This window comes from Aeromonas sp. 604443 (assembly GCF_049170315.1).
GTDB lineage: Bacteria > Pseudomonadota > Gammaproteobacteria > Enterobacterales > Aeromonadaceae > Aeromonas > Aeromonas veronii_A.
Window position 1 is genome coordinate 250971 of record NZ_JAAKMI010000002.1, and the last position, 18570, is coordinate 269540.

19 protein-coding genes and 1 riboswitch are annotated in these 18570 nt (G+C 58.3%); of the genes, 13 read left to right on the forward strand and 6 right to left on the reverse strand.

Going from position 1 to position 18570, the window contains the following annotated elements; all coding sequences use genetic code 11:
* The first annotated feature begins 146 nt into the window (after positions 1–146).
* The 6 genes from G5380_RS04745 (at position 147) to G5380_RS04770 (ending at position 6282) form a co-directional block, all read left to right on the forward strand.
* Complete coding sequence (locus G5380_RS04745; RefSeq protein ID WP_040095234.1) at positions 147–530, forward strand: Rid family detoxifying hydrolase; 384 nt, start codon at positions 147–149, stop codon at positions 528–530.
* 22 nt (positions 531–552) lie between these two features.
* On the forward strand, positions 553–1842 hold the full coding sequence (locus G5380_RS04750; RefSeq protein ID WP_421235758.1) for a serine dehydratase subunit alpha family protein: 1290 nt from the start codon (positions 553–555) through the stop codon (positions 1840–1842).
* A 64-nt stretch (positions 1843–1906) separates the two neighbouring features.
* Positions 1907–2560 carry a helix-turn-helix transcriptional regulator gene (locus G5380_RS04755; protein WP_005334376.1) on the forward strand — a complete coding sequence of 218 codons (654 nt, stop codon included), beginning with the start codon at positions 1907–1909 and terminating at the stop codon, positions 2558–2560.
* 153 nt (positions 2561–2713) lie between these two features.
* On the forward strand, positions 2714–3301 hold the full coding sequence (locus tag G5380_RS04760; protein ID WP_127005742.1) for a histidine phosphatase family protein: 588 nt from the start codon (positions 2714–2716) through the stop codon (positions 3299–3301).
* A gap of 150 nt (positions 3302–3451) precedes the next feature.
* Entirely contained in the window at positions 3452–4645 is a 1194-nt protein-coding gene (gene fabV / locus G5380_RS04765; protein WP_421352440.1) for an enoyl-ACP reductase FabV, read from the forward strand.
* Positions 4646–4806: 161 nt separating this feature from the next.
* Entirely contained in the window at positions 4807–6282 is a 1476-nt protein-coding gene (locus G5380_RS04770; RefSeq protein ID WP_421249136.1) for a YfcC family protein, read from the forward strand.
* Between the two features lie 63 nt (positions 6283–6345).
* Here G5380_RS04770 and G5380_RS04775 read toward each other — a convergent pair whose 3' ends face one another.
* Entirely contained in the window at positions 6346–7560 is a 1215-nt protein-coding gene (locus G5380_RS04775; RefSeq protein ID WP_005334367.1) for a pyridoxal phosphate-dependent aminotransferase, read from the reverse strand.
* A 387-nt stretch (positions 7561–7947) separates the two neighbouring features.
* Here G5380_RS04775 and G5380_RS04780 point away from each other — a divergent pair, with 387 nt between their 5' ends.
* Both G5380_RS04780 and aqpZ read left to right on the forward strand, forming a co-directional pair.
* On the forward strand, positions 7948–8157 hold the full coding sequence (locus G5380_RS04780) for a DUF1653 domain-containing protein (protein ID WP_043851261.1): 210 nt from the start codon (positions 7948–7950) through the stop codon (positions 8155–8157).
* Positions 8158–8431: 274 nt separating this feature from the next.
* The gene (gene aqpZ, locus G5380_RS04785) at positions 8432–9121 is read left to right on the forward strand and encodes an aquaporin Z (protein WP_421205840.1); all 690 of its coding nucleotides are present in this window, start codon (positions 8432–8434) and stop codon (positions 9119–9121) included.
* 92 nt (positions 9122–9213) lie between these two features.
* Here the strand turns inward: aqpZ and G5380_RS04790 are convergent, their stop codons facing one another.
* Positions 9214–9963: a lytic transglycosylase domain-containing protein gene (locus G5380_RS04790; RefSeq protein ID WP_410170577.1), complete on the reverse strand. Its 750-nt coding sequence runs from the start codon at positions 9961–9963 to the stop codon at positions 9214–9216.
* A 325-nt stretch (positions 9964–10288) separates the two neighbouring features.
* Between G5380_RS04790 and G5380_RS04795 the strand changes: the two genes are divergently transcribed.
* The gene (locus G5380_RS04795) at positions 10289–10729 is read left to right on the forward strand and encodes a GNAT family N-acetyltransferase (RefSeq protein WP_266134531.1); all 441 of its coding nucleotides are present in this window, start codon (positions 10289–10291) and stop codon (positions 10727–10729) included.
* A gap of 5 nt (positions 10730–10734) precedes the next feature.
* On the opposite strand, the gene G5380_RS04800 is transcribed toward G5380_RS04795, so the two are convergent.
* On the reverse strand, positions 10735–11277 hold the full coding sequence (locus tag G5380_RS04800) for a DUF1439 domain-containing protein (protein WP_005344183.1): 543 nt from the start codon (positions 11275–11277) through the stop codon (positions 10735–10737).
* Positions 11278–11372: 95 nt separating this feature from the next.
* On the opposite strand from G5380_RS04800, the gene cls reads away from it, so the two are divergent.
* On the forward strand, positions 11373–12854 hold the full coding sequence (gene cls / locus G5380_RS04805) for a cardiolipin synthase (RefSeq protein WP_421352441.1): 1482 nt from the start codon (positions 11373–11375) through the stop codon (positions 12852–12854).
* A gap of 107 nt (positions 12855–12961) precedes the next feature.
* Complete coding sequence (locus G5380_RS04810) at positions 12962–14224, forward strand: DUF945 family protein (protein ID WP_421352442.1); 1263 nt, start codon at positions 12962–12964, stop codon at positions 14222–14224.
* A 79-nt stretch (positions 14225–14303) separates the two neighbouring features.
* On the opposite strand, the gene purU is transcribed toward G5380_RS04810, so the two are convergent.
* Positions 14304–15140, reverse strand: a complete 837-nt coding sequence (gene purU, locus G5380_RS04815; protein ID WP_005344188.1) for a formyltetrahydrofolate deformylase — start codon at positions 15138–15140, stop codon at positions 14304–14306.
* A gap of 259 nt (positions 15141–15399) precedes the next feature.
* A riboswitch (FMN riboswitch) is annotated at positions 15400–15556 on the forward strand.
* 104 nt (positions 15557–15660) lie between these two features.
* Here purU and ribB point away from each other — a divergent pair.
* Together ribB and G5380_RS04825 are read left to right on the forward strand one after the other, a co-directional pair.
* The gene (ribB, locus tag G5380_RS04820; protein ID WP_100654777.1) at positions 15661–16314 is read left to right on the forward strand and encodes a 3,4-dihydroxy-2-butanone-4-phosphate synthase; all 654 of its coding nucleotides are present in this window, start codon (positions 15661–15663) and stop codon (positions 16312–16314) included.
* A 225-nt stretch (positions 16315–16539) separates the two neighbouring features.
* On the forward strand, positions 16540–16782 hold the full coding sequence (locus G5380_RS04825; RefSeq protein WP_005334342.1) for an Lpp/OprI family alanine-zipper lipoprotein: 243 nt from the start codon (positions 16540–16542) through the stop codon (positions 16780–16782).
* Between the two features lie 172 nt (positions 16783–16954).
* Here G5380_RS04825 and G5380_RS04830 read toward each other — a convergent pair whose 3' ends face one another.
* On the reverse strand, positions 16955–17803 hold the full coding sequence (locus G5380_RS04830; RefSeq protein WP_421205837.1) for a tetratricopeptide repeat protein: 849 nt from the start codon (positions 17801–17803) through the stop codon (positions 16955–16957).
* On the reverse strand, positions 17800–18519 hold the full coding sequence (locus G5380_RS04835) for a 4'-phosphopantetheinyl transferase family protein (RefSeq protein ID WP_158112381.1): 720 nt from the start codon (positions 18517–18519) through the stop codon (positions 17800–17802). The genes G5380_RS04830 and G5380_RS04835 overlap by 4 nt, the downstream gene beginning before the upstream one ends.
* Between the last annotated feature and the right edge of the window lie 51 nt (positions 18520–18570).

Here is an 18570-nt window from a genome sequence, read left to right on the forward strand (position 1 = left end):
TGATCACGGTTTATATTGAGGCCGAAAGGTGCCTTTAAACGCCATTTTTGTATCTTTTTGTTGAATGGATAAAATAAAAAGCAAATAATGTTGAGCGGAATGAGATTCATGATTGCAAAAAAAATTGCACAAACAGGAGTGGCTATATGAAACGCATCATCACAGCAGCAGCGGCACCTGACGCTATCGGTCCCTACAGCCACGGCACTGCCTATGGCGACCTTATCTTTACCTCCGGTCAGTTGCCGGTCTGCAAGCTGCAGGGTGGTGTGGTGGAAGGGGGCATTGCCGCCCAGACCCGCCAGTCACTGGAAAACCTGAAATCCGTGCTGGAAGCCGCTGGCGGCTCGCTGGATACCGTGCTCAAAACCACCTGCTACCTCGCCGAGATCAGCGATTTTGCCGCGTTCAACGAGGTCTATAAAGCCTATTTCCAGAAAGATTGTCCGGCGCGCAGCTGCTTCGCAGTGAAGGATCTGCCGATGGGCGTCAAGGTTGAAGTGGAAGCGATCGCCCATATCGCTCGTTAATGCTGATAAAAAGGTTCAAGTGATGAAACAAGCGTGGCAGCAGTATCTGCAGATTATTCAACAGGTTGTCAAACCAGCGCTGGGTTGTACCGAGCCAATCGCCGCCGCCTATGCCGCGGCTGTCGCCGTCCGGCAACTGGGCTGTGAGCCCGGTCGCCTCGAGGTTGCGGTGTCGGACAATCTCTATAAAAACTCGATGGGTGTCTATGTGCCGGGCACCGGCAAGATCGGTCTGGCCATTGCGGCCGCGGCCGGTGCCATCGGCGGCAACGCCGATGCCGGGCTGGAGGTGCTGGCCGCGATCCAGCCAGCACAGGTGGATCGTGCCCAGCAGCTGATCGATGCCGGCAAGGTGCAGGTGAGCCGCACCGCCGCCCCCGAGTTTATCTTCTGCCGCGTGACAGTTTATGGCACTGATGACAAGGGTGAAGAACACAGCGCCGAAGTGACCCTCTGCGGCGGTCATACCCGCATCGTCGAGCAGCGCCGCGATGGCGAGGTGACCTTCACCGCTGATCAGAGCCAGGGCGGTGCCACCGGTTCCATCTGCGATGGGGTAGATATCAGCATCGCCGCCATCTACGAGTTCGCCACCCAGGTGGAGTTCGAGCAGATCAGGTTCATCCTCAAAGCCTCCGAACTCAACGGCAAGCTCTCCGCCGAGGGGATGAACAACCCCTATGGTCTCGAGATCGGGCGCACCATGCAGCAGAACATCGATGCCGGTCTCATCGGCGAGGATGTGATGAACCGCATCGTGATGATGACGGCGGCTGCCTCCGATGCTCGCATGGGGGGCGCGACCCTGCCAGCCATGAGCAACTTCGGCAGCGGCAACCAGGGCATTGCCGCCACCATTCCGGTGATGGTGATTGCCGAGCGCTTTGCGGCCAGCGAAGAGCAGCTGGCTCGCGCCCTCATCATGAGCCATCTGGGCGCCATCTATATCAAGTCCCACTATCCGCCGCTGTCGGCCTTCTGTGGCAATACCGTGACCAGCGCGGCCGCCTCCATGGCCATGGTTTATTTGGCAGGCGGCAGCTTCGAGCAATCCTGCTTCGCCATCCAGAACGTGCTGAGCGACAGTGCCGGTATGGTATGTGACGGGGCGAAAGCCTCCTGCGCCATGAAGGTGAGTACCTCCTCCGGTGCGGCGGTGCGCGGCTTCCTGATGGCCCTCAACAGCCACTCGGTGTCGGGGCAGGGGATCGTCGCCGGTGACGTGGATCAGACCATCCGCAACGTCGGCCAGATGGTGAAGGAGGGCATGTCTGCCACAGACAGCACCATTATTGATATCATGTCCGCCTGATGTCCCTGTTGGTTGCTGCCCGGCGTCCATTGTCCGGCAGCAACCCTTGCAAGAAGGTCCCATTGTGAAGCTGCAAGAGTTGAGTCCGAGCGATTTTGAGATCCTCAAGTCGATGGAGAACATTGTGGACGGCATCGCCGCCATGTATGGTCAGCACACCGAAGTGCTGCTCCACAGTCTGGATGCGCGCAATCCCTCGATCGTCAAGATTGCCAACGGCCATATCACCGGCCGCAGTGTCGGCGCCCCCATCACCAACCTGGCGATGATGAAGCTCAAGAGCGGGCAGGATATCTCCAGTCCCTACATGACCAAGTGCGCCACCGGCAAGACGCTGCGCTCCATTACTACCGTGATCCGCAACGGGGAGCACAGGGCCATCGGGTTGCTCTGTATCAACAGCGACATGGATGCCCCGTTGCAATCCGTGCTGCGCACCATGATGCCGGAGTGCATGCATCCCCACGAGAGCCATGCCACCCCGGAGGTGTTCGCCCGCAACATCGACGAAGCGCTCAACAGCACCATTGACACCGTCAGTGCCGAGGTGCGCGGCAACGAGGCGGTGCCCCCGTCCCAGAAGACACGGGTCATCGTCAACCAGCTGCACGACATGGGGATCTTCGAGTTAAAAGACAGTGCCCAGATCGCCGCGCGCCAGCTCGGGATCTCGGTCCACTCCATCTACCGCTATCTGCGGGAGATCAAGAAGGGTTGAGCCGGTTCACTCTGGCCAAATTGACAGCAAACGGGTCGGCACTGACCCGTTTTTTACGCCCGCTTTAGCCTCTCTGTTTGGGCCATCCTTCGGGCTCATCTGCTATCATCGTCCCCCTTATTTTTCTATCTATCTGAACGTGCTGGAGAAACCATGTCCCGACTCATCTATCTGCTGCGCCACGGCCAGACCCGATTCAATGCCGAGCAGCGTCTGCAGGGGCGCTGCAACTCCGATCTGACCGACAAGGGCGAGGCGCAAGCCATCGCCATGGGGCGGCGCCTTGCCGCCGAACTGGCGGATCCCGCCCGCTGGACCGTCTATGCCAGCCCGCTCGGTCGCGCCCGTCAGACTGCACTGCTGGTGTGCGAGCAGTTGGGGCTGACGGCGGATCGCATTGTCTGGGACGATCGCTTGATGGAGCTGGGGATGGGGGAGTGGGAGAGCTGCCAGATCCCGGCGTTGCGGCTCGCTCATCCCGAGCTCGATACCGGCAAGGGGGACTGGTATCTGCAGGCTCCGGGGGCCGAGAGCTTCGAGAGCATTCAGCGCCGGGCACACCAGTGGTTGCAGGATCCTGCCATTGCCGAGCGGGCCATCGTTATCTCCCACGGCCTGCTTGGTGCCATGCTGCGTGGTGTCTATGCCGATCTCGACTATGAGGCGACCTGGTCACAGGAGTTGCCACAAGATGCCTTCTATAAGCTGCAGGATGGTCATATCACCCGCATTGCCTGCTAATTGCCGTGAGGTGGCACCATGGCATGGACCATGATTGCCACCTTCGGATGCCCATTTTTGCCGCAGTTCAACACATCAGAGCACCTTATCGCGGCAAGATGAGGTATCTTATGCCCCGATTTCATCCATTAAACGGATCCGAGACCCCATATGATCATCAAACCCAAGGTTCGCGGCTTTATCTGCACCACCACTCATCCGGTCGGTTGTGAAGCCAATGTTCGTCGCCAGATCGCTTATACCAAGGCCAAGGGCACCATCGAGAATGGTCCCAAGAAGGTGCTGGTGATCGGCGCTTCCACCGGTTATGGCCTGGCCTCCCGGATTGCGGCTGCCTTCGGTAGCGGCGCCGCCACCCTCGGCGTCTTCTTTGAAAAAGCGGGCACCGAGTCCAAGACCGGTACCGCCGGCTGGTACAACTCTGCCGCCTTCGACAAGGCAGCCAAAGAGGCGGGCCTCTACGCCAAGAGCGTCAACGGCGATGCCTTCTCCAACGAGTGCCGCGCCAAGGTGATCGAGCTTATCAAGCAGGATCTGGGTCAGATTGATCTGGTGGTCTACTCCCTGGCCTCTCCGGTGCGCAAGATGCCGGAAACCGGCGAAGTGGTGCGCTCTGCCCTCAAACCGATCGGTGAGGTCTACACCACAACCGCCATCGATACCAACAAGGATCAGATCATCACCGCTACCGTCGAGCCGGCGAACGAGGAAGAGATCCAGAACACCATCACAGTGATGGGCGGTCAGGATTGGGAGCTGTGGATGGCTGCCCTGCGTGATGCCGGCGTGCTGGCTGACGGCGCCAAGTCCGTGGCCTACTCCTACATCGGCACCGATCTGACCTGGCCAATCTACTGGCACGGTACTCTGGGCCGCGCCAAGGAAGATCTGGACCGCGCCGCTGCCTCCATCCGTGGCGATCTGGCTGCCAAGGGCGGCACTGCTCACGTGGCCGTGCTCAAATCCGTGGTGACCCAGGCTTCTTCCGCCATTCCGGTGATGCCGCTCTATATCTCCATGGCTTTCAAGATCATGAAGGAGAAGGGCATTCACGAGGGCTGTATGGAGCAGGTGGATCGCATGATGCGCACCCGTCTCTACGCGTCCGACATGGCGCTGGACGATAAGGCTCGCATCCGCATGGATGACTGGGAACTGCGTGAAGATGTGCAGCAGACCTGCCGCGACCTGTGGCCATCCATCACCAGCGAAAACCTCTCCGAATTGACTGATTACACCGGCTACAAGCAGGAGTTCCTGCGCCTGTTCGGTTTTGGTCTGGACGAGGTCGATTACGATGCGGATGTGAATCCGGATGTGAAATTCGACGTGGTCGAACTCTGAGTCTGACTCAAGTGAAAACAGGGCCCCGCGGGGCCCTGTTTTTTTGGCAAACATTCCGCTAATTTGCGGAATTTTATTATCAGCGATCACCTTTTCCCATATCAAACCCGCTAGTCTTGCGCTGATCGGATCACAGACGGCATTGCCGAGGTACGGAAGCTATGACCACTCCAAATGAAGCGCCCAAAAAGCGCCAACTCCCCACTGTCTATACCCTGCTTTTTATCATCATCGCCCTGATGGCCGCCCTCACCTGGGTGCTGCCGGCGGGCAAATACAACTATGTGACTGCCAAGACCCAGCAGCCGGTGGCGGCCGCGGCCGTGGCTGACTACAGCGGCGATGAGCGACTGTTGCCGGTGCCCGGCAGCTACACCGAGTTGCCCTCTCATCCGCAGGGGGTATTCGAGGTGCTCAAGGCCCCTATTCAGGGCTTTCACAAGGCGGCTGACGTGGCGCTGTTCGTGCTCATCATCGGTGGTTTTCTCGCGGTGACCATGCAGAGCGGGGCACTGGATGCCGGGGTGGGAGCCATCGTGCGCGGCTTTGCCGGGCGTGAGCGGCTGCTAATTCCTGTGTTGATCGCCTTGTTTGCCCTCGGCGGCTCCACCTTCGGCATGGCGGAGGAGACGGTAGCCTTCTGGGCGCTGATCGTGCCGGTGATGATCGCGGCGGGCTTCGATCGCATGGTGGCGGCGGGGATTATCCTGCTCGGCTCCGGGGTCGGGGTGCTCGCCTCCACCGTCAACCCGTTTGCCACCGGCATTGCTTCCGGTTTTGCCGGTATCCCCATCGGCGAGGGGATCGGTTTGCGGGTCATCCAGTGGCTGCTGCTGGTGATCTTTGCCTCCTGGTACGTGATGCGTTATGCCAAGCAGGTGCAGCAGGACAAGTCCCGCTCCGTGCTGGCCGACATCGCCTATGACGACGAGTTCTCCCAGATGAAGAGCGGCAACCTCGCCTTCACCGGCAAGCAGAAGCTCACCATGCTGGTCTTCTTCGGCACCTTCCTGCTGATGATCTATGCGGTGGTGCCCTGGTCCGATTTGGGGATCGACGTGCTGCCCACCTTTGGCTGGTGGTTTGACGAGCTCTCGACCCTGTTCTTCAGTGCCTCCATCCTGATTGCGCTGATCAACCGGATGCCGGAGTCCAACTATGTGGCGACTTTCCTGAGCGGCGCTCGGGATCTCATCGGGGTGGCACTGGTGGTTGCGGTGGCGCGCGGCATCTATGTGGTGATGGAGCAGGGCGTCATCATCGACACTATTTTGCATTGGGCTGAAGGGCTGGTGAGCGGACTCTCCTCGTCGGTCTTCATCCTGATGGCCTATCTGGTGCACATCATCCTGAGCTTCTTCATCCCCTCCACCTCGGGGCTGGCGACCGTCTCCATGCCGCTGATGGGGCCGCTGGCGGACTTCTCCGGCATCTCCCGGGATCTGGTGATCACTGCCTATCAGTCCGCCTCCGGCTGGATCAACCTGTTTGCCCCCACCGCCGCTCATCTGGTGGCCGGTCTGGCGCTCGCCAAGATCCCCTACGATCGCTTCGTGCGTTGGGTGCTGCCCTTTATCATCGGCGTAGCCCTCATCACCATGGCGGTGCTGGTAGCCGGTGCCCTGCTGCACGGCTGATGGCACGGATAAAACCACAGATAACAAAAAGGCTCCCGCGGGAGCCTTTTTCATGAGCCTTGCTTACTGCTTGTAGCCCTTGAGGAAGCGGGCGAGGCGGCCGATGGCATCCTCCAGCTCCTCTTCGCGGGGCAGGAACACCAGCCGGAAGTGATCCGGCGCGGGCCAGTTGAAGCCGGTGCCCTGTACCAGCAGCAGCTTCTCCTGTTGCAGCAGGTCGAACACCATCTTCTGATCGTCGCGGATGTCATACACCTTGGGATCAAGGCGCGGGAACATGTAGAGCGCCCCCTTGGGTTTGACGCAGGAGACCCCGGGGATCTCGTTCAAGAGCTCCCACGCCTTGTCCCGCTGCTTGCGCAGGCGGCCGCCCGGCAGGATCAGCTCGTTGATGCTCTGATAGCCGCCGAGTGCAGTCTGGATGGCGTGCTGCATCGGCACGTTGGCACACAGCCGCATGGAGGCCAGCATCTCCAGCCCTTCGATATAACCGCGGGCACGGCCCTTGGGACCGGTGATGACCATCCAGCCCTGACGGAAGCCGCAGGCACGGTAGGCCTTGGAGAGGCCGTTGAAGGTCACCACCATCACATCGTCGCACAGGGTGCAGACGCTGGTGTGGGAGATATCGTCGTAGAGGATCTTGTCGTAGATCTCGTCGGCGAAGATGATGAGGTTGTGCTGGCGGGCGATCTCGATCACCTCCAGCAGGAACTCGCTGCCGTAGACAGCACCGGTCGGGTTGTTGGGGTTGATCAGCACTAGGCCGCGGGTGCGCGGGGTGATGCGGGCGCGGATGTCGTCGAGGTCCGGATACCAGTCAGCCCCTTCGTCGCAGCGATAGTGCACCGCATGGCCACCGGAGAGAGTGACGGCAGCAGTCCAGAGCGGGTAGTCGGGGGAGGGTACCAGCATCTCGTCGCCGTTGTTGAGCAGCGCCTGCATCGCCATCACGATCAGCTCGCTGGCGCCGTTGCCGATATAGATGTCATCGATATCGACCTTGCGCATCCCTTTTTGCTGGTAGTACTGCATCACCGCCTTGCGGGCAGAGAAGAGCCCCTTGGAGTCGCAGTAGCCCTGGCTCAGCGGCATGTTGAGGATCACATCCTTGATGATCTCTTCCGGCGCATCAAAGCCGAACGGGGCCGGGTTGCCGATGTTGAGCTTGAGAATGCGGTGGCCTTCGTCTTCGAGACGGCGAGCCTCTTTATGCACCGGGCCGCGGATGTCATAGCAGACATCATCGAGCTTGTGCGACTTGTCGATTGTGAACATGGTGACAGTGATTCCTTCCCCACAGGGACGCGTTGGCGAAAAAGGCGGTTTTTAGTATCAAATATCTTTTCCCCTATTCTTCACAGAATTGAATGCTAGAACAATCTTCTTTTTAGTAGATATTCCTGATTTTTAGCCCCAAAACAGAGTTATTAAAAGGTTAAATTCAGCACGATCGTTTGTGCTTGGCAAGGTTCACCAGTGAAAGATGGGGGAGTGATTAACAAAGCTACTCTACTGTGTTGAAATCTTCACGCTCTCTGGCACGATTGGCTTGTGTAAAAAAGCCTCTTCATCGTCATTTCCGACGAGAAAAAGCTGATACAACTGGCACTGGCCAGCGCATATTTCCCCTTTCCCGTCCTGTTCTATCTGCAGAGGTATCCCATGCATGCACCCACACCCGGTCGCTATCGTCACTTCAAGGGGGGCTACTATCAGGTGCTGACCCTGGCCAGCCATACCGAGACAGGCGAGCAGCTGGTGATCTATCAGTCGGAACAGGATGGCGCCGTCTATGCCCGTCCAGTCGCCATGTTCATGGAGTGGATTGAGCATCAGGGTCAGGTGGTCAGCCGTTTTTCGCCGATCAAGTGATCCGCTGGTGTGGCCCTGAATTGTTGATCAACAAATAGACAGAACAGGCCTTTGGAGTCATAAGTTGTCGCATGAGGCTCCTTGTTGGCAACAGCCTCTGTGTGGCTTGCTACTGATAAATATCTCTATTAATCAACCAATTGTGACTTGAGTCACGTTTTCTGGCGACTGGTAACCGGGTTCGCATCGGCTATTGCTGCTCCCATAATGCTGCGCGTGTTAACGCATGGCCCCTTTGCGGGCCTTTTTATCTCATCTTATCGGGAGACATACAGTGAAACCTGTTGCAGCAGAGTTTTTGGGAACCTTCTGGCTGGTATTGGGAGGTTGTGGCAGTGCCGTGCTGGCTGCAGCCTTCCCCCATGTGGGGATCGGCCTCTTGGGCGTATCGCTGGCATTCGGCCTGACCGTGCTGACCATGGCCTATGCCATCGGCCATATCTCCGGTTGCCATCTCAACCCGGCCGTCACCATCGGTCTGTGGGCGGGTGGTCGTTTTCCGGCATCCGGTGTACTGCCTTATATCGTGGCGCAAGTGCTGGGTGGCATTGCCGCCGCTGCCGTGCTTTACGTGATTGCCAGCGGTCAGGCCGGTTTTGATCTCTCCGCCGGCTTTGCCTCCAACGGCTACGGTGAGCACTCTCCGGGCGGCTACAGCATGATGGCGGCACTGGTGTGCGAAGCTGTGATGACCGGCTTCTTCCTGTTCGTCATCATGGGCGCTACCGACAGCCGTGCGCCAGCTGTGCTTGCTCCGGTTGCCATCGGCCTGTGCCTGACCCTGATCCATCTGGTGAGCATTCCGGTGACCAATACCTCGGTCAACCCGGCCCGCAGTACCGGCGTTGCGCTGTTTGTCGGTGACTGGGCGGTCAGCCAGCTGTGGTTGTTCTGGGTTGCCCCGATTGTCGGTGCCATTCTGGGTGCGCTGGCTTATCGCCTGGTGGCGACAGAGCAGAAGTAATCATTTGCGAAACAAAGTGTGGTATCGACACGCCTGAGGGCGTGTTTTTTGTTTCTGGAGGAGTGAGATAAGAGAACTCACCAAGCCAAACGTCAGAGTCCCTTGGCCTGCAGCATCTCTTTGTAGCGCTGATGGAGCAACTGGACGCGCTCCACATAAGCGCGCGTTTCCGCATAGGGTGGGATGCCGCCATGTTTTTGTACGGCGCCCGCCCCGGCGTTGTAGGCCGCGGTCGCCAGCGCAATGTTGCCGTCATACTGCTTGAGCAGTCCCGCTAGGTATTTCACCCCGCCGAAAATATTCTGTTCCGCCAGCAGGGCATTGCCGACCCCCAGCTCCCGCGCCGTGGCAGGCATTAGCTGGGTCAGCCCCATCGCCCCCTTGCGGGAGACCGCCAGTGGATTGAAAGCCGATTCGGCGTGAATGAGCGCTCGGATCAGCGCAGGCTCAACCTGATAGGTCTTTGCTGCTGCCTTGATGGTGCTGGCATAGTCATAGAGAAACAGTCCTGTGGTCTGCCAGTTGACGCTGGATTTGGGGTCGCAGGCGAAGCAGTCGTTGAATAGCAGCAGTTCGTAATGGCCCTGTTCGGGCGCCATATCGGAGTAACGTACTACCCCGTTTTGCTGCACCGATTTATAGACCTGGATCTGCTTCTTGCCGCCAGCGGCGGTTGCCGCCGTTTGAGCGGTTTCGGGTTGTGGGGCGGGCGCAGCATGATTGACCGGGCGCAAGGGAGAGGGGGCTGCGGTCAGGAAGACCACCTCCGCGGGAGGGGGCGTCTGGCTCCATCCACTCAAGGGGATCAACACCATCTGGCCTGCCAGCATCCATGCTTTCAACCGTCACACTCCTTCCCTGGATCATCATGTTGAGTAAAGCACCATGGCGAGTGCAGAACAAGCGTACAAACAGGGAGTTGTGAAGTGGAGGGGGGATTTGACCGAGGGACGGGGGGATGCCAGAGTATGGCCAGGAGAGGCGCCAAAAGGTGGAATTTTCCGGTAGCCAATGGTCATAAGCGTCTTAGGGAAGTGCTCCAGCATGCTCGCTTTTTTGTTAATAAAAGGCATGCTATCTTGCTGGTGTAAGCTGGTCTGGCTAGTTAGTTTCAATCTATCTTATCTACTGATTATAAAGGAATTTTTTGTGTCAGGAATGCTGGCGATGGAACTCATCTTCGAGGAGTACTGTGACGCCGATCTCTCTCTCATCAAGGATTATTACGAGACGACTTTTTCCCACTATGTGCCGGATCTGGCAGAGCGGGTCTTTGTCGTACGTGATGCTCACTGGCTGGTGGGGGCGGTTCGGTTGCGGGACGAGGAGGAGTTTTATCATCTGTGCGGCTTTCGTCTGTTGCCTCACTACCAGTCGCTGGGATTGGGTTCACGGCTGTTGCAGCACGCCTGTCACGGTCTGGAGGACAAACCGGTAGTCTGTCAGGTACTGCCTTTCGAGAAACCCTTCTATCTCAAGGCCGGTTTTGCCGATATCTCCCTCAACCAATTGAGCGGGTCACTCTTCTCCCTTTATGAGCAACAGCAGCAGCAGGGTTATCAGGTGGAGCTGCTGGTACGGGATACCAGCCAGCCCCTCCTGAATTGAGCGGGCTAGCGGGGTCTGGTCAGCAGGTGGATTTTGCCCGGTGACAGCTCCAGCCCCAGCAGGTTTTCTTTCAGCCAGGCTTGTTGCGGATCCTTGTCATCCAGTCGGTAAACCGGTTTGCTCTCAAGACGCTTCTCCATGCTCTGCAGCAGCATACCGAGCATCATGCCGAACTTTCTCTCTGCCGCCTCCGGTTCCAGTTTGTACTCCACCAGTTTCATGTTGTCGAGAAACAGCGCGCTCTGGCTCTTGTCATAGCGGGGTCTTGCCTCATAGGTCATCTGCAGGCGGGCGTCATATTCGGTATTGTCGGGCAGGGCGATCTTGAGCTTGCCCTTGCCATAGACTCGGGCGGTGTCTGGCTGTTGACGGCCAATCTGGACATCGCTCTGCTCCAGCTTCACATGGGCCTTTATGATGCCGGGCAGCTCCAGCTGTTTGTCGACTTGCACCTGGGATTGCAGGTACTGATTGATCTGCTGCTCATTGATGTCATATGAGCCTTGACCTAGCATGGCCAGGCTGAGCAGCATGGATTGCAGAATCATGGGGGCAACCTGATAGAATGGATTTGCCTTACAGCATACCATTCCTGACTGGCAGGATCTGCCGACCACTGTTTGTTGATGAAAAGGAGTTACCGTTGCTAAACGGTCTGGAACATGATCTCCACCTGCTGTTCTCCCGCTTTCTGGGCTGGCTGCTACTGCTTTTTCATACCGTTATCGTCGCGGGTGTGTCGTTTCGGGTAGTGATGAAACGCCGCCCCATCGGGGTGTCGCTGGCCTGGCTGGCGCTGATCTACGCCATTCCGTTTGCCGGCGTCGGCTTTTACTTGCTGTTTGGTGAAATCAAGTTGGGGCGCCGCCGCGCCGAGCGGGCACAGGCCATGTATCGCCCTTACGCTATCTGGATTCGTCAGTTGGCCCGCCTTTTCCCCCAGCATTGCTGCGAGGTGGGGGAAAAGGCCCAACCATTGCACGATCTGATCCAGGGGCGGTTGGCCATGCCCATGCTCTCCGGTAACCGGATGACTCTGCTCAGCCAACCCGACCAGATCCTGCATGAGATTGCTCAGGATATTCGCCGCTCGACGCTCTCATGCTATCTGGAGTTCTATATCTGGCACCCCGGCGGTGATGCCGACGAGGTGTGTGAAGCACTGATGGAAGTCGCGCTGCGCGGCGTGGATTGTCGTTTGTTGCTCGATTCGGTGGGCAGCAAGCACTTCTTCCGCTCCGGGTGGCCGAAAAAGCTGCGCAAGGCGGGGGTCAAGCTGGTGGAGGTGCTGCCGGTCGGCGCCTGGCGCATTCCGTTCCAGCGGCAGGATTTGCGAATGCACCGCAAGTTGGTGGTGATCGATGACAAGGTCGGCTATACCGGCTCCATGAACATGGTGGATCCCCGTTTTTTCAAGCAGGATGCCGGGGTTGGCCAGTGGGTCGACATCATGATCCGGGTGCAGGGACCCATGGTGCCGCTGATGTGGTCGATCTTCGTCTGGGACTGGGAGGTGGAGACCGGCGAGCGGCTGCTCGACAGTCTGCAGCATGAGCCGGAAGCCTGGCCCCAGACCAACTACCGCGCCCAGTTGATCCCGTCAGGCCCTTTCGTCGGCGGTGACTGTATTCAGCAGAGCCTGCTGCTGGCCATCTACCAGGCGCGCAGCCATCTGGTGCTGACGACCCCCTATTTTGTCCCGGACGATCCGTTGGCAGCCGCACTCAGTTCGGCAGCGGCCCGTGGGGTGCAGGTGCAGCTGGTATTGCCGGCCCGTAACGACTCCATTATGGCCAACTATGCCTGCAATGCTTTTATGGAGGAGCTGCTGGAAGCGGGAGTGGAGATCTATCGCTATGATGCCGGCCTGCTCCATACCAAGAGCGTGCTGGTGGATGACGACTTTGCCCTGGTGGGGACGGTTAATCTCGACCGGCGCAGCCTCTGGCTCAACTTCGAGGTGACCTTGCTGGTGGACAACCCCTCGTTCGTGGCCCAGATGACCCGGCTAGTACAGGGGTACATGGCGGAAGCCACCCCCATGACCCTGGCCAGGTGGCAAGCGCGCCCCTGGTACAAGAAGGCGATGGAGAACATCTTCTATCTCTTCAGCCCCTTGCTGTGATGTTGTGGCGAGCCGCAAGAAAGTGGACTCGCCATCTGATTGGACTTGCCTAGCCCCGAGTCCGCCCCGTAGAGTGCAGTGACAACTCCCTGGAGACACATGGATATATGAAAAAGATAGTGGCCCTCGCCGTGGGTGCGGCACTGGTAGGTGGTGGTCTGGCTGCGTGCTGGTACACGGGCAACAGCTTCGACAACATCATGGCGGAGCAGATCGCCAAGGTGGAGAAAGAGAGCGGGCTCGACATGCAGTGGCAGCCGGGCAGCAGCAACCTCTTCACCCGTGACGGGATCCTGAAGGTCGTGGTGACGCCGGAGGAGCTGGCTGCCATTGACAGCGAGCTGGAGGGTAGTCAGCCCATCGAGCTGCAACTGGTGGTCAAGAGCCAGATCCTGCCGCTCTACATCAAGAGCCACTTCCTGCTCGATACCCATAATGGCACGCTAGCACCGGTCTTTACCGCACTGGGTATGGAGCAGTGGGAACTCGGTCTGGAGTCGGTCACCAGTCTCTGGACCCAGGGTAACAGCAGCCGTTTCTGGGCCAATGAATTCAAGATCAAACAGGGGCTGGACGAGTTCAGTTTCCTGCCCCTGAGCGGTGAGTTCCACGGCAATCTGGAGGGGAATGGTCACCTCACTATGACCTGGCAGGGGATGACGGTCCATGAAGAGCAGAGCAAGATGGACTTGGTGCTGGCCGACCTGAAAGGGAGTGCCGACATTGCCGAGATCAGCGGTGTGATCCTCTCGCCCCAGAGCGAGATGACCCTTTCGGCCCTCACGGTGCAACTGCCTGACAGCGTCAAGGTCGCCCTGCAGGGGATGACAACCGAGACTCAGCTGACTGGTGATGATGCCCAGACCCTCTCCAGCAGCTATCAGATGAAAATTGCCAAGCTGGATCTGGAGAACGAGACCGACACCCTGGCGGTGACCGACAGCAAGTTGGCGCTCAACCTCAACGGTCTGGATCTGGAAGGGTATCAGGGGCTGCAGGCCGCCGGTGGCAAGGGGGTTGAAGATGCCGCCATCCAGCAGGCGCTGGATAAGATGCTCAAACGTGGCGCGACCCTTGAACTGGCCGATCTCAGCGCCAAGCTCAACGGTGAGGCGGTGACCATGAAGGGGGACGTGAAGCTGGCCTCCACTTCGCTGGAGCAGCTGTTCAACAGCGACGCGGGAATGCAGGCCCTCTCCGGCGTGCTGCATGCCAGCCTCAGCGACAAGCTGGGCAAGGCGGTGCCGCAACTGGCCCCCATGCTCGATCAGCTGACCCAGATGGGTTATCTGAAGGCCGACAAGCAAGCGCTGACCTCCGAGCTGAAGCTGGAGAAGGGCGCGGTGACGGTAAACGATCTGCCGCTCTGACACTCGGCGCAGAAACAACAACGGCTCCCGCGGGAGCCGTTGTTGTTTCTGGCGTTTGCATATGGGCCGTGTGGGCGAATTACTTGAAGACCACCGTCTTGTTGCCGTAGACGAACACCCGCTCGTTCAGTACCAGCTCCAGCGCGCGGCTCAGCACCGATTTCTCCACATCCCGACCCGCCTTGGCCATGTCGTCCGCACTGAAGGCATGACCGACGTGGATCACGTCCTGTTCGACGATGGGGCCTTCATCCAGATCGTCGGTCACGAAGTGGGCGGTGGCGCCGATCAGCTTGACGCCGCGATCAAACGCCTGCCGGTAGGGGCGGGCACCGATGAAGGCGGGTAGGAAGGAGTGATGGATGTTGAGGATCTTGCGCGGGTAGGCCTCGACGAAGCTCGGGGTCAGCACCCGCATGTACTTGGCCAGGATCACATAGTCAGGCTCATAGCTGTCGATGATGGCGCGAACCTGCTCCTCATGCTCTGTCCGGCTCAGACCCTCGTGACTGACGGTGTGGAACGGGATATCGAACTTGCCGGTGAGCTCGGCCAGGGTGTCGTAGTTGCCGATCACCGCGACGATATCCATATCCAGCGCGCCCGCGTAGTTCTTCATCAGAATATCGCCGAGGCAGTGGGTCTCTTTGGTCACCAGGATGACGATGCGCTTCTTGCCCGCCTTGACCAGACGGCGCTGGGCACCGGTGGGCAGGGCATCATCGAGGTCGGCCAGCAGGGTCTCGTCGTTGAAGCGTCCCTCCAGCTCGGTACGCATGAAGAAGCGGCCATTCTCGTGATCCACAAACTCATCGTTCTTGATGATGTTGAGCTGGTGCTTGTAGCAGATGTTGGTGATCTTGGCGATGAGCCCTTTGGCATCCGGGCAATCCGTGAGCAGTATTTTCTTTTCCATCTCTGTCATTTTCCGTTTGTGGTGTTGGCGCTGCTGTCTGCGCCGGCAGCGTTGTTCAGGCTCTCTTTTCGGGCCCTGTTTTTTTGTTTCGGGAACTATGCCATAAACCGATCCGCGCCATAAAGAAATTCGCCAGTCATGGTCTTTCGTGCTGGCGAGCGGGCCGCAGAGCGGGATCCCGGGCGCAATGTTGAAACGCTTTTCAGCCTGCGGGGGATTTTGGCTGGTATCTGCAACCGTTTTTCTTTAGGCTGTCTGCGCTTATTCTCAGGGCGGGGTGCAATTCCCCACCGGCGGTATCCCGATTGACTCGGGGAGCCCGCGAGCGCCCGACTTGGCTGATTGCCGGGTCGGGGTCAGCAGATCCGGTGAGATGCCGGAGCCGACGGTCATAGTCCGGATGAAAGAGGATAAGACAGACCTTGCCGTGTTGGCCCTTGTGGGCTGGCCGCTGCATGCCCGTCTCTGTCTGCCTTTCCATGCCCTGATTCTGGTCCTTGTCTTGTTTAGGAGTTTTACCATGAATCAGTCTCTACTCAGTGAATTCGGTGATCCCGTTGCCCGTGTCGAAGCGGCTCTGTCTGCCTTGCGTGCCGGAGGCGGCGTGCTGGTGGCCGACGATGAAGATCGGGAGAACGAGGGCGACCTCATTTTCGCCGCCGAATCCATGACCAATGAACAGATGGCGATGATGATCCGCGAGTGCTCCGGCATCGTCTGCCTCTGCCTGCCCGACGAGCGGGTTCGCCAGCTCGAACTGCCGATGATGGTGGAGGCCAACTCCAGCCACTACCAGACCGCCTTTACCGTGACCATCGAAGCGGCGCAGGGGGTCACGACCGGTGTCTCGGCGGCTGATCGCATCACCACCATCCGCGCGGCTATCGCTGACGGCGCCAAACCGGGTGATCTGCATCGCCCGGGTCATGTTTTCCCGCTGCGGGCGCGAACCGGTGGGGTGCTTACCCGCCGTGGTCATACCGAAGCGACGGTCGATCTGATGCAGCTGGCTGGCCTCAAACCGTTTGGTGTGTTGTGTGAATTGACCAAAGAAGATGGCTCGATGGCGCGTCTGCCAGACCTGGTTGCGTTCGGTCGCAAGCACCAAATGCCGGTGCTGACCATCGAGGATCTGGTGCAATATCGTCAATTGTTGTCAGAACGTACAGCCTGAGCCTCATACGAAATTGTAATAAGGCAAAAATTTGGTTAACCTTTGTCCGTGCCCCCACCACACGACACTCATTTTTTAGACGAATCTGGACAAAAACTGTTCATTCAAAAAAAAATGAGGGTTTTAATGCATTTATCTGTGGTGGGGACTATGCAAAGTAGGATTTTTTTGTGCCATAATCACGCCGCTTGCTAAACGTCTGGCGAGTTCAAGGGAGCTTTAAAAATGAAAAAATTGTTGTTGGTAGGTGTTGTTGGTCTGTCCGCTCTGCTGGGCGGTTGTGCAAACACCAGCGAACTGGAAACTTCCGTTCAGAATCTGTCTAACAAAGTTGACCAACTGGCTCAAGATGTTAGCGCAGTTCGTGCTGATCAGTCCAAAATCGCTGCTGATGTTGCCGAAGCCAAGCAAGAAGCTATGCGTGCTAACCAGCGCATCGACAACATGGCTACTTCCTACAAGAAGTAATCCATGCGAAAAAAATGGCGCAGTTTTGCGCCATTTTTTTTTGCCTGAAATTCACCGTATCTCCACTATTCCCACAGCACCTTATTCCCACAGTACCTTCTTCGTACTTGACCCATGAGGTCATGCCGGTCTCCCGGCACTCCCCCATCATTACCAGCCAGTTCGATTCCGATCAGTAGAGCAGACTATAGAGTTTGCGACGGTAGCTCTGCGCCTGTGGTGTGTTACCCATAGTGGCGAGAATATCGAGATAGGTCTTTCTGGCTTCGCCGAATGCCAAGTCCCGTTTGAGGATCGCCAGCAGCAGTTCCAATGCCTCTTCCTGACGGCCGGCCTGGTTGTATTGCACAGCAAGTTCTTGTGCCAGACCAAAATCATCAGGCTGTTCTGCATGACGGGCTTCCAGCGCGCGCAGTTCCGGGCTGTCTGCCGCTTGCAGGGCCAGCGCCAGTCGTGAGCTCAGGGTATGGAAGTGACTTTCCTGTGCCACCATCGGGATGGTGCCGAGGCGCTCCTGCGCTTCATCCAGCAGGTTGAGGTCGAGCGCGGCCTGAATGAGCCACAGGCTGATGTCGTGACGTTCAGGGGCCAGCTGGTGTGCCTTGGTCAGATGGGCATAGGCGATGCTGGGCTGCTCGTCAGCCAGTGCCTGTTGCCCCTTGGCCAGCAACTCTTCCTCTTCTTTGGGGGTGAAGGCGGCGAAATACTGGCGCAGGGTGGCTTCATCCTGCGGCCCTTCGATGATCCCCTGTTCGTCAGGGCGACCCTGATGGAACAGCACCAATGCGGGTAGGGCGCGCAGGCCGAGCTGGCTGGCGAGCGGTTGCAACTGGGGATCGTTCATATCCACCTTGGCCAGGGTGACCTGCTCATTAGCGGGCCCAACCAGTGATTCGATCAGCGGTGTCATCCCGTGACACTCCGGCATCTGCGGAGCATGGAAATAGATGACGACCGGCTTCTTCATGGAGGCATCGATCAGTTCAGCGTGAAAATTCTGGGGAGTAATGTCGACGATCATGAGTTGGACTCTTCAGAAAGGGTGTTGAGTAACATGGGGTTGAGTGACTGGCAATTCAAGCGCTCATCAAGCCGGTAAAAGGTCACGGGGGTTGCCGCCGCGAGACTGAGCCAGCCGCTGGCAAAGGGCCAATCCTGTACCTGATAAGGGGTGTCATCGAGCCGGTTGTCGAGTCGCCACCCTTCCTCCGGGAGAAACCGCACCTTCTCCAGTCCCGCCGCTATGCCGCCACCGTGGGCTTTCAGTACCGCTTCCTTGCGTGACCAGAGCCGGTAGAAGGCACTCTCCTGCTCTGGAGCAGGCAGCGCGCAGAGCCACTCATATTCACTCTGTGCATAAAACCGGCGGGCCAGGGGGAGGGGGTGATGCCGCCGTTTGCCCAGTTCGATATCCACCCCAAGCTGCCCCTGCGGGCAGAGCGCCAACACCAGCCAGCTGCCACTGTGGCTTAGATTGAACTGCCAAGCATCATCATGCAGTTGGGGCTTGCCGTGGGGGCCGTTGCAAAATTGCAGGCTGGCGGCAGGGCGTTGCAGCCTCTCGGACAACAGCTGGCGCAGCAGGGCGCGGCTCACCAGATATTCCTGACGCCGTTCAGGATGGGTCATGGTTTGCCAGATATGCAGCTCATCGGTTGACAGCCATTCAGGCAATTGAGCAAGCAGTGCCTGGCATACCCTGGCTGGTTTTAACAAAAAAAGATCGGTTTCGATCATGATTTTTCACTTTAAAAAGGTGCTGAAGCAGGGATAAAAGCCAGTTATCTA

Bases quoted from the DNA above. Each gene is read 5' to 3' on its own strand.
- G5380_RS04810 (WP_421352442.1), top strand. From the start codon at position 12,962: ATGAAAAAGATAGTGGCCCTCGCCGTGGGTGCGGCACTGGTAGGTGGT.
- G5380_RS04770 (WP_421249136.1), top strand. From the start codon at position 4,807: ATGACCACTCCAAATGAAGCGCCCAAAAAGCGCCAACTCCCCACTGTC.
- purU (WP_005344188.1), bottom strand. From the start codon at position 15,140: ATGGAAAAGAAAATACTGCTCACGGATTGCCCGGATGCCAAAGGGCTC.
- G5380_RS04835 (WP_158112381.1), bottom strand. From the start codon at position 18,519: ATGATCGAAACCGATCTTTTTTTGTTAAAACCAGCCAGGGTATGCCAG.
- G5380_RS04750 (WP_421235758.1), top strand. From the start codon at position 553: ATGAAACAAGCGTGGCAGCAGTATCTGCAGATTATTCAACAGGTTGTC.
- fabV (WP_421352440.1), top strand. From the start codon at position 3,452: ATGATCATCAAACCCAAGGTTCGCGGCTTTATCTGCACCACCACTCAT.
- G5380_RS04800 (WP_005344183.1), bottom strand. From the start codon at position 11,277: ATGATTCTGCAATCCATGCTGCTCAGCCTGGCCATGCTAGGTCAAGGC.
- G5380_RS04825 (WP_005334342.1), top strand. From the start codon at position 16,540: ATGAAAAAATTGTTGTTGGTAGGTGTTGTTGGTCTGTCCGCTCTGCTG.
- G5380_RS04795 (WP_266134531.1), top strand. From the start codon at position 10,289: ATGGAACTCATCTTCGAGGAGTACTGTGACGCCGATCTCTCTCTCATC.
- G5380_RS04760 (WP_127005742.1), top strand. From the start codon at position 2,714: ATGTCCCGACTCATCTATCTGCTGCGCCACGGCCAGACCCGATTCAAT.
- G5380_RS04780 (WP_043851261.1), top strand. From the start codon at position 7,948: ATGCATGCACCCACACCCGGTCGCTATCGTCACTTCAAGGGGGGCTAC.
- G5380_RS04745 (WP_040095234.1), top strand. From the start codon at position 147: ATGAAACGCATCATCACAGCAGCAGCGGCACCTGACGCTATCGGTCCC.
- ribB (WP_100654777.1), top strand. From the start codon at position 15,661: ATGAATCAGTCTCTACTCAGTGAATTCGGTGATCCCGTTGCCCGTGTC.
- G5380_RS04830 (WP_421205837.1), bottom strand. From the start codon at position 17,803: ATGATCGTCGACATTACTCCCCAGAATTTTCACGCTGAACTGATCGAT.
- G5380_RS04775 (WP_005334367.1), bottom strand. From the start codon at position 7,560: ATGTTCACAATCGACAAGTCGCACAAGCTCGATGATGTCTGCTATGAC.